The following is a 9,538-nucleotide window of genomic DNA, read 5'->3' as shown; positions in this document are numbered from 1 at the left end:
GCGACCCTTGATGACACGCCCGATCATGTCACCGTCCATGGCGCAATCTCCTACTTAAAGGCTATTCCTCGCGGCTATTATAGCATCATTCCCTGTCTCGTGTCATTGGTACGTGGCTTTTTTCATCGCTCCCATCTCGGGAAACCTCTGCTGACAGGCCGGGCAGAATAGGATAACAGGTTACTCTTCGAGTAAACGCGCCAGCGCTTCTTGCTTCGCAGGCCGGGAACGCATATAGTGATAACGAATGCTCTCCGGCCTTGCTGAGCTTTACGCTTGGGGATTTGCTGTCAGAGGCCCTTTTCGAGGAAGAGAGTGTATGCACTCTCTACTGTCAAGAACGTCTGTTTTCTTATCAGTAGGGAGGCTTCTATAATGTCTAGCTTTATTTGATCAATCCTGATGAGAAGGAGACGTCTGATGGGGACTGTCCGCGGTGTGCTGCTGGATATCGATGGCGTGCTGCATGTGAGTATGCGGCCAGTTGAAGGCGCCGCCGAGGCGCTGCGCTGGCTAGAGCAGCATGGTTATCGCTATGCCTTTGTAACCAATACGACGACAATGGCCCGCTCGACGCTGGCGCAGCGCCTCCAGGAGATCGGGCTACCGGTCTCTGCTGAGCGGCTGATCACGGCTCCGATGGCAACCGCCGCTTATTTGCGCCGTCTCTATCCTGGCAAACGCTGCTGGCTGCTCAGCAAGGGCGATACTGCAGCTGATTTCGCGGGCATTGAACTGGTTGATCCGCTCAGGCCGGACGACGCCGAGAGAGAGCATGTCGCTGTGGTCGTGATCGGTGGAGCCGAGGAGTTGCTTTCCTACGAGAATATGAATCGCGCCTTTCGCCTGCTGATGGCCGGCGCCGATCTGGTGGCCATGCACAAAAATCTCTACTGGCGCGTGAGCGATGGGCTACGCCTCGATAGCGGGCCATTCGTCTCCGCTCTGGAGCTGGCCTCTGGCAAACAGGCTGTGGTTGTTGGGAAGCCGGAGCGGGCCTTCTTTGAGGAGGCCGTTCACTTGCTGGGGACGGCGCCGGAGGAGACACTGATGGTAGGCGACGATCTTGTCAACGACGTCCAGGGGGCCAGACGGGCTGGCCTGCGGGCACTGTTGGTCTGTACTGGCAAGCACGGGCCAGATACGCCTCTGCTCAAGGAGTGTCGGCCTGAAGAGCGTCCCGAGGTGCTGCTGCCCTCGGTGGCGGCCTTGCCTGACTATCTTGCTGGCCAGGGCTGAAGAAGATGAGAGACGCGAGCCGGCTCACGCTCTGCTCTCCACGGAGAAAGTGGCAGGCGAACGAAAGGGCAGGTGAGCGAGCGAACTAGCTAGCTCGCTGCCTCCTCTCCCTCCTTGTTCTCCGTCGGAGCCTGGTAGCCGTTGATCAGCTCGAAGCGCATCTCAATATTGCCGAAACGCAGGATGTCGCCGTGATTGAGGGACCGCTCTTCGCCAGGCGGCAGAAAGCGACCATTGAGACGAGTGCGGTTGCGCGAATGAAGGTCCTCGACGGTAAAGGTGCCCTGACGATTGCGGATGCAGGCGTGGCGCCTTCCCACCATCTTGTCAGCCAGGCTGATATCGGGGTAGAGATTGCGCACGGGATCACGTCGCCCGATAATCATCTCCTGGCTGGTCAATGGGAAGGCTTCCCCTGTGGCCAGGTGGACGAGTTGGGCTACGGCTCGGGGCGCTGCTGCCTCGATCAGGGTGCTTTGCTCGGGGAGGGCCAGCGAATTGGCCGAGGAGGTGGGCAGGCTGGCCGGCTGGGGATGGCTGGCCATGACGCGGCGCAGGTTCTGCAGTGCCTCGATAAATTCCTGGGGTGTTTGATAGCGCTGCTCGGGTCGCTTGGCCAGACCTTTTTGGAAAAACTGATCGACGACAGGAGGAAGGTCGGGACGCAGCGGTTGTAGCGCTGGAATAGGCTCGCTTTTATGCTTGATAATGAGTTCCATCACGTTGTTGCCCCGATAGGGCGGTTTTCCTGCCAGCATCTCAAATAGAATGGCTGCCAGCGAGTAAAGGTCAGAGCGAATGTCTGCCGCGTGGCCGCTGTCGATCTGCTCAGGAGAAATGTAGTAGGCCGTGCCCATGAATTCGTCGGTCTCAGTGATAGTCGGGGTGTCCTTGGCGCGCGCCAGACCAAAATCAGTAATTTTTACTTCGCCCCGGTTATTTACCAGGATATTCTGGGGTTTGAGGTCACGGTGTACAATACCGCGACCATTAGCCGCCTCTAGTCCAAGAGCAACCTGCTCTGCGTAAGCCAGGGCTGTTTCCAGGGGGAATGGACCGCGGCGCTGCATAATGGTGCGCAGGTTGTGGCCGTCGACATAATCCATGACGATAAAATGGACCTGCCCATCCCAGCCGTAGTCGATGACATGGACGATGTGAGGATCATCAATGCCTAACGGAAGCGAGGCTTCACGCTGAAAACGCTGCAAGATCTCCGTATTGCGCAGAAATTTCTCATGCAGCAGTTTAACAGCGTATAGATAGTTGGTTTCTAAATCACGTGCAATGTATACCGAGCCGAAAGCCCCCTCTGCAACCTGATCAATCAGCTTGTATCGCCCTTTGACTAAATAGCCGAGAAGTGCGTCATCCATAGAAACAACTCCTCCTCCTGACTGGCCTGACCACTCGACTGATGTAACCATCGCTGTGCCTGTTTTCACTATATCATAACGCCCGGCGGAGGCCGAAGCCAAACTGGCCAAGGGTGGCAGCGAGCACCAAGGCATTGCGCAGCAGAATAATCTCAAAGAAGCCAGGCAGCGTCAGCGCGACCTGGGGTGCGCTAGACGGATCAGCCAGGTGAGGATAGTAGAGAACATAGATTGAGCTTGTCAGCAGGCAGATAGCGATCCAGGTGAGCAGCCAGAAGCGAGCGCGGGTTGAGGTGGTATGGCTCAGGGTAGAGCTGACCACCAGGGGAATGACCCAGAGGAGATATTGCGGACTAAAGACCTTCCCGGTTGTGAGGAGCAGCAGCAAGAGAGCGAGCATGCTCTCCCAGAGATCGAAGGCCCCTTTGTATTGCAGCCAGAGCGTAAGCAGGAGGCCGATACAAAGCAGGCCCATCAGGAGAAAACTCAAGGTGGGCGCCAGTGGGCTGGTGACGTTGAGGGAGCCGTAGCTGAAGAGGAGCTGCAGCGGCTGGCCGGCGCCAACCAGGCTGCTTAGCCAGAGCAGGCTCGCAGCCAGCGATTCGATCTGGGGAGGGCGCTGACTGAAGTAACGCAGTGGCCCCAGCAGCGCACCCTCGGGATTGAACAAGGCGAAGAAAGCGCTGACCATTACCACAGTTGCCGCGAAGAGCAGCAGATGACGCCAGCGCCAGGAGGCAATCTTCTTCAGCGGCTGCTGACCAGCGTTGAGGTGCTGCTGCTCGGCCAGCAAGAGCGCTGGCAAGCCCAGCAGGGGATAGAGCTTGAGGAGCGTGCCGCCTGCCAGAGCGAGATAGGCCAGTGTCCACCGTTCGCGCTGGGCTGCCAGCAGACAGATCAGAACGCAGAGGGAAGGCAGCAGATCATAGCGTACCTGAAGAAGAGGCCCTCCTCCCAGGATGAGGAGCAGCGCACCCCCCAGGGCTGCCTCCGGTGAGACGAAGCGATACAGCAGCCATAGCAGAACGGCGGCGATAACGAGCATCAGCAATGCAAAGGTCAATGAATAGTAAGGAGGTGGGACAAGCAGCGGAAGAGAGAAAGGAACGAGGGTCAGGGGAGGATACTCCTGGGGCAGAATGTGAAAAGGGGGCTGGGCTCCGTGAAGCGGAAGAAAGGTGCACTGCTGCGCCGGAAGCCAGTGCAGGGCTGTGCTGCCGAACCAGAAAAGCAGGGCATAGCACTGGTAACGTAGCAGGTCAGTTGGTGCCAGGAAGACCTGCCAGGCGCTCTCGACGAAGAGCGCAGTGCCAAGCAAGAAGAGCAGCCAGGGGGCTGGCCGCCGGCGCAGGCTACGTATCCAGAGGAGGGAGGAGCGTCGCATAGCCATCGTGCCACTCAAGAGGCAGAGGTCGGCGTTGAGGCGGAGGCGTCGCGTTCTGCCAGCATCTCCAGAAAAACCTCGTAAGTCTTGCGAGCAATTGCCTCCTGAGTATAATTTTGCAAGATATGCTGGCGGGCCTGGCGCGCCAGGCGCTGATAGAGGTCCTGGTCCTCAAGCAGACGTCGCACGCACTCAGCCATTGCGCGGGCATCGCCCTCGGGGAAGATCAGGCCGCCATCGCCTACTGTCACGGGGATCTCGCCTGAGCTAGAGCCGACCACGGGGACCTCGCAGCACATGGCTTCGGCCATCGAACGCCCGAACTGCTCCATCCAATTGGGGCGTGTCAGCGAGGGCTGCAGCAGCACATGCATCTTGCGCATCTCGTCAGGCACCTTATAGCTTGGCAAGCTACCCAGGAAGGTCACACGTTCAGCCACGCCCAGGCGCTGGGCCATGCGCTCCAACTCATCGCGCAAGGGTCCGTAGCCGATGAAGACCACGCGGCAGCACTCTGGCAGCATGGCCAGGGCCTCAATAATCAGGGGCACACCCTTCTCCTCCTTCAGGCGGCCCACGTAGCCCAGGATAAACGGCTCCCCTGGTTGGTAGGGCCGGCGTTGAGGATCGGGGTAGTGCAGGCTTGGCTCCGCCCCGAACTGGGCAATCAAATGAATCTTGCCCTTATAGCCCTTGCGGCGCAGCACCTCGCCTGCTGCCTTGTTGCAGGCTTGAGCGTGTTGGGCTTGGTGGTAGCAATACAGCTCAAATTGTCGGAACGGAGGAGGATAGCGGCGATAAAGGTTTTGGAACGTCGAGAAAATCGGCAGCGCCCCATAGCGCCGGGCCAGGCGGATCGCCTGGTAAGTCGCGAAGTTATACGGCTCCTCATCGATATGCACAATATCGGGGCGCACGCGGCGCATAATACTGCTGAGCTGAGGATAGTAGTGAATATGGAAATGGCCATTGAGCGCCATTGGCGTCACGATCAGCTCATAGCCCTCCAGGTAGACCCGTTCCAGCTCCTGCTTACTGCCGTCGTCAGCGAGCCAATAGGGAGGGGTCACAGCGATCAGCTCGACGCCGGGGCACTTAGCCAGCTCCTCCAGCTTGCGGTGAGAAGTGCCGGCGACATAGGCCTTAGAGATCGTCAGAACGCGCATTGCACTAAGCTCTCTCCAGCGATAAAGCTGCTTCATAGGCGGCCAGCGTCTCGCTTGCGGTCCGCTGCCAGCTAAACTGCGTAGCGCGGCGTAGCGAACGAGCGCGCAGGTCTGCCTCAAGTCTCATATCACTGAGAACAGCATACATTGCATCCACGAGGGAGTCCAGATCGGTAGGATCAACGCATAGAGCCGCATCGCCTACGACCTCGGGCAGCGAAGTCCGATTCGAGCAGACCACGGGAGCGCCGCAGGCCATTGCCTCCAGGGGATCAAGGCCGAAGCCCTCATAGAGCGAGGGGAACACGAACAGGCCGGCGCCACTATAGAGAGCGGCCTTATCCTCATCGCGTACAAAACGTACAATCACCTTATCGGCGATGCCCAACTCGGCGGCCACCGGGCGGGGATCGGGGAAGCGTGGGCCGCGCTGGCGGTCGGGATCGCCCGAAATCAAGAGGCGCAAATCTGGCTCGCCCAGGCGCTGGTAGACACGGGCAAAGGCGCGCACCAGCTGCGGAACATTCTTACGTACATCCAATCCCCCGAGGTAGAAGACATAGCGCTGATGCTCAGCCAGGCCGTAACGTGCGCGCGCTCTGGCCAGTTGCTCGGGGTCATGCACTGGGCGATACTCCTCACCGGCGGCCTCGTAGATCACGCGGATGCGCTCAGGAGGCAGCTTCAGCGTTTCGACAATATCGCGCTTTGCATGCTCGGAGACCGTGATAATCAGGGTAGCGCGCCGCACTGTGTAGGAGATGAGCCGCATATAGGCCTCGATCTTGGCCCCGGCGCGATAAATGGGCATATGCCAGGGAATCACATCGTGCACCGTGACGATGACTGGCATGGAGGCCCGCAGTGGCGGCGCGAAGTAGGGGATATGGAGCAGATCAACGCCGTGGCGCCGGGCTGCGCGTGGTGACGTCATCTGCTCCCAGAGCAGTTTTTCAATATTCTCGCTCCGAGCCAACAGAGAGGGAACAGGAGCCGTGACATAGCGCATTTGGGAAGGAGGAGTGAACGGCAAAGGGCCGGGGTGGGGTCCCAGAAGGACATACTCGTGGCGCTGATCAAGCGTGGCCAGGGCCTTGAGCAGGTGCAGCAGATATTGGCCGCTCCCGCTAGCGGGATGGCGAAAGAAGAGCGCATTAATGCCGATCCGCATAGGAAGCCTCCAGCGTAGTGAAGTCCGTGAGGCCCTCGTGGAGCTTCTGATAGACCAGGAGCATTTTACGTGCCGAGGCTTCCCAGGTATAGCGTTTCGCCTGCTCAAAGCCCTTCTGGCGCAGCTCCTCACAGAGCTGCTGGTCTGCGAGCAAGCGCGTGATCGCGGAAGCCAGGGCCTCGACGTCATAAGGATCGACCTTGAGGGCGGCCTCGCCAACCACCTCGGGCAGCGAAGAAGTGTTCGAGGTGACCACGGGAGCGCCACAGGCCAAAGCCTCCAGGGCGGGCATACCGAAGCCTTCATAGAAGGAAGGATAGGCGAAGACATCGGCCATGCTATAGAGCATCACCAGGTCGAGTGTGCTTACATGCCCCAGAAAACGCACCTTCTCCGTCAGACCCAGGCGGACCACTTCCTGCTCGGTCTCCTCATAAAGCCAGCCCGGGCCACCAACGATGACCAACATTTTCGGGCGCGGCTTGCGGTTCAGGGCCTGATGGAAAGCACGGATCAGACCCAGATGGTTCTTGCGTGGCTCCTTGGTTCCCACCGTCAACACGAACGGGTGTTTCAGGCCATACTTATAGCGTGTGGCCTCCAGCAGCACGGGATCGGTCACGCGCCGGAAAGCCCGACCTACCCCGGGAGAGATAATAGCCATCTTTTCGGGAGGGGTTCCCAGATACTTCGTCAGCGTGTGAGCCGAAGCCCGCGAGACTGTGGCGACCACATCGGCGGTGCGAGCCGCACGAGGGACTACCTCGCGCAGGTAGGCGGCCAGTGAAGGAACAGCGTACTGTGGATACTCCAGAAACGCCAGGTCATGGATAGTCACCACAGTTCTTGGACGGCGGCCAAAGCGACTAAAAGGCGGCAGGACAAAGTCCGGGCCGTGGTAGAGATCGACAGGGCCGGTGAACCAATTCGCGTAGAGAGGGAGCTGCCAGCGATACCAGATAATATTGAGATAGCGCTCAGGAATAGGAATACGCCGAATCGTCACATGCTCAGCTTGAGGGAAAGTGCGTCCCTCCTGGGGGGGCTGGCTGCTCAACAGGACATAATGGTTTACCTGATCTTGAGCGAGCAGGGCCTCAACCAGGCAGCGGATATAGGTCCCGATGCCTGCCCCCTGCCTGAGAGCCGTCGTGTAGTCAATAGCAATGCGCATAAAGACATCCCTGGCCTTTGTAGAAATCTTACCGATGGATTCAGCGCTGCTCGGCCAATGGTGCCGGCCTTCGCTCAGGCCCGGTAGTTGCTTAGGTGCTTGCCTCTGCCTCTCTCAGCCTGGCTCGTCTGGGCGAGGCATTCACAGTTTTTCTTGCCTCTCTATTTGCTGATGAAAGAGGAGCCAGAGACAAGGCACGCGAGAGGAGGCCAGAGAGCGAGACCGGCTTGCCAAAGGCCGACGATCCTACCGCGGGGCCGTAGAGACCCAACCCGAAGCAACCCACCTGTTTCCACCAGCTCGCGGAACAGTAACGACTCGGATTGGCTCAGTCAGACCATGCCGAAATGACGAGAGGGGCGAGAGACCGCGGTGATGCGGAGCCAGGCCGGGAGGCGCTGGCGATTCTCGCCCCAGGGTAAGCCGGGCCGGGCCGGGCCGGCACGCAGGGCTAGCCAGGCGGCCAGCCGAACGGGCGCCCGCCCAAGAGATGGAAGTGCAGATGAAAGACCGATTGTCCGGCATCGGGCCCGACATTGGTCACAAAGCGGAACCCGCGCTCGGAGAGGCCGAAATCCTGAGCGAGCTTGTTGGCCACGACAAAGAGGTGGGCGAGTAACGCCCCATCCTGCTCCGTCAGGTCCTTCATCGAAGCCAGGTGGCGCCGCGGAATCAGCAGCACGTGATGGGGTGCCTGTGGATTGATGTCCGCAAATGCGACGACCTCAGCATCCTGATAAAGGATCTTGCTCGGGATCTCGCCGTTGGCGATCTTGCAGAACAGACAATCTTGCATAGTTGCCTTCCTCAAGCCAAGAGCGGCCGGGGCTGTCTGGCTCAACCGTGGAGGCGGGAGAGCAAGCCAGGGGCCAGCCCGGCTCTTGCCGATTACTCCTCCGAGGTTGGCTGGCTCTCGGCGACGTGCGGTGTAGATTCGACGCTTCCCGAGCCAGCGCTCTCCCGAGGGAGAGAGACGGCCTCGGGAGTGGGCGAGGTGACCATAATAGTACCTGCCGGCAAGGCTGGCACCGCTTGCTTATTGTCCCCGGCCTGTCCGCCCGTTGTCAATTCCTGAGTATGCAGGCTAGGATCATTGTACTGCGGCAGCTTCAGCTCCTGGCGGATGAGGCGGATCGCCTGGTAAACCACAGCGGGCTTGAGCGAAAGCTGCTGCGCGATGGTACGGTGGACGCCGATTGGAGGTACAGGGAGAAACGGCTCATACAGGGACCGGATCTTGGCCAGTTCTTCGCTGTTCCCTCGATAGGGCTGGACCTCCCACCAGCTTGGCAGCCCCTCGCGCTCGCGCAGGGCCTTAATGATCTTCTTCACTGCCGATTTAGGGATATTCAGCTCGTGGGCAATCCGCGTTCGGATGCCGTCAAACTCAACGGGCTGGGCCAGCTCCTTGTAGCGTGTTTCAACCAGCGCTACCTGTTCTGGAGTAGGCACGAACGGAGCCGGCGGAGGAGTTTTTTCGCGCTTGGGCTTGACCGACTGTGGGAGAGGCTTCGCTGCTTTTGCGGGCTCCTTTGCCTGTCGATGATGGTGATGATGGTGGGCGGCCTGGCTCGATCCTGGTCGAGCGCTCCCTTTCCCGCTGGGGCCGAGGCCGCCGCCAGAGCCAGTACCGGCGGGCTTGGAGAAAGGGCCGGTCTGACGGGGGCCGCGTGCCGGAACGCTTTCCACGGGAGAACGTGGACGCTGACCCAACGAGGAGTAACCGCCGCGGAAGAGAGGGCCCCGGCGCTCCGCTTCCCAGTACTGGGCGGGGCCACGTGGCCCTGTCCACTCCCGTTCTCGCTCCCGCTCCGCACGTAGAGGGCGCTCCGCAGGTCGGGGCCGTGGACCTTCTCGCCCCGGTCCCGGGTGCGGGTGACGCGTGTCGCCGGGAAGGCGGGAGGCTGGCCCCTGTGGTGATCTGGAACGCGCAGGTGGCTCTGGCTCACTGACCTTGATATCCTGCAGATGATCAAGCCAGTGGTTCGTCCCTCCCGGAGAGCTGGGGGGCCGCGGGGGCGGCGGCAC

Annotated in this window: 7 protein-coding genes and 1 pseudogene; 1 reads left to right on the top strand and 7 read right to left on the bottom strand. The window is 60.1% G+C overall.

Annotated elements, in window-relative coordinates; translation table 11 throughout:
• The first annotated feature begins 420 nt into the window (after positions 1-420).
• On the top strand, positions 421-1,239 hold the full coding sequence (locus tag IRZ31_RS17515) for a TIGR01458 family HAD-type hydrolase (protein WP_297155999.1): 819 nt from the start codon (positions 421-423) through the stop codon (positions 1,237-1,239).
• Between the two features lie 89 nt (positions 1,240-1,328).
• Here the strand turns inward: IRZ31_RS17515 and IRZ31_RS17510 are convergent, their stop codons facing one another.
• From IRZ31_RS17510 to IRZ31_RS17480, 7 genes and pseudogenes are all read right to left on the bottom strand, one after another.
• Entirely contained in the window at positions 1,329-2,615 is a 1,287-nt protein-coding gene (locus tag IRZ31_RS17510; RefSeq protein ID WP_297155998.1) for an FHA domain-containing serine/threonine-protein kinase, read from the bottom strand.
• Between the two features lie 73 nt (positions 2,616-2,688).
• Positions 2,689-4,005: a glycosyltransferase 87 family protein gene (locus IRZ31_RS17505; protein ID WP_297155996.1), complete on the bottom strand. Its 1,317-nt coding sequence runs from the start codon at positions 4,003-4,005 to the stop codon at positions 2,689-2,691.
• Positions 4,006-4,013: 8 nt separating this feature from the next.
• Positions 4,014-5,165 carry a glycosyltransferase family 4 protein gene (locus IRZ31_RS17500; RefSeq protein WP_297155994.1) on the bottom strand — a complete coding sequence of 384 codons (1,152 nt, stop codon included), beginning with the start codon at positions 5,163-5,165 and terminating at the stop codon, positions 4,014-4,016.
• A gap of 4 nt (positions 5,166-5,169) precedes the next feature.
• Complete coding sequence (locus tag IRZ31_RS17495; protein WP_297155992.1) at positions 5,170-6,336, bottom strand: glycosyltransferase family 1 protein; 1,167 nt, start codon at positions 6,334-6,336, stop codon at positions 5,170-5,172.
• Positions 6,320-7,510 (bottom strand): glycosyltransferase family 1 protein, encoded by a 1,191-nt coding sequence (locus IRZ31_RS17490; RefSeq protein ID WP_297155990.1) that lies wholly within the window; start codon positions 7,508-7,510, stop codon positions 6,320-6,322. Before IRZ31_RS17490 ends, IRZ31_RS17495 begins: the two co-directional genes overlap by 17 nt.
• A 451-nt stretch (positions 7,511-7,961) precedes the next feature.
• On the bottom strand, positions 7,962-8,306 hold the full coding sequence (locus tag IRZ31_RS17485) for a histidine triad nucleotide-binding protein (protein WP_297155988.1): 345 nt from the start codon (positions 8,304-8,306) through the stop codon (positions 7,962-7,964).
• 92 nt (positions 8,307-8,398) lie between these two features.
• Positions 8,399-9,538, bottom strand: a pseudogene (locus IRZ31_RS17480) (hypothetical protein); the annotation flags it as partial.

The sequence above is a fragment of the Thermogemmatispora sp. genome (genome assembly GCF_019683635.1).
GTDB lineage: Bacteria > Chloroflexota > Ktedonobacteria > Ktedonobacterales > Ktedonobacteraceae > Thermogemmatispora.
This window is presented reverse-complemented; position numbering and strand designations above follow the sequence as displayed.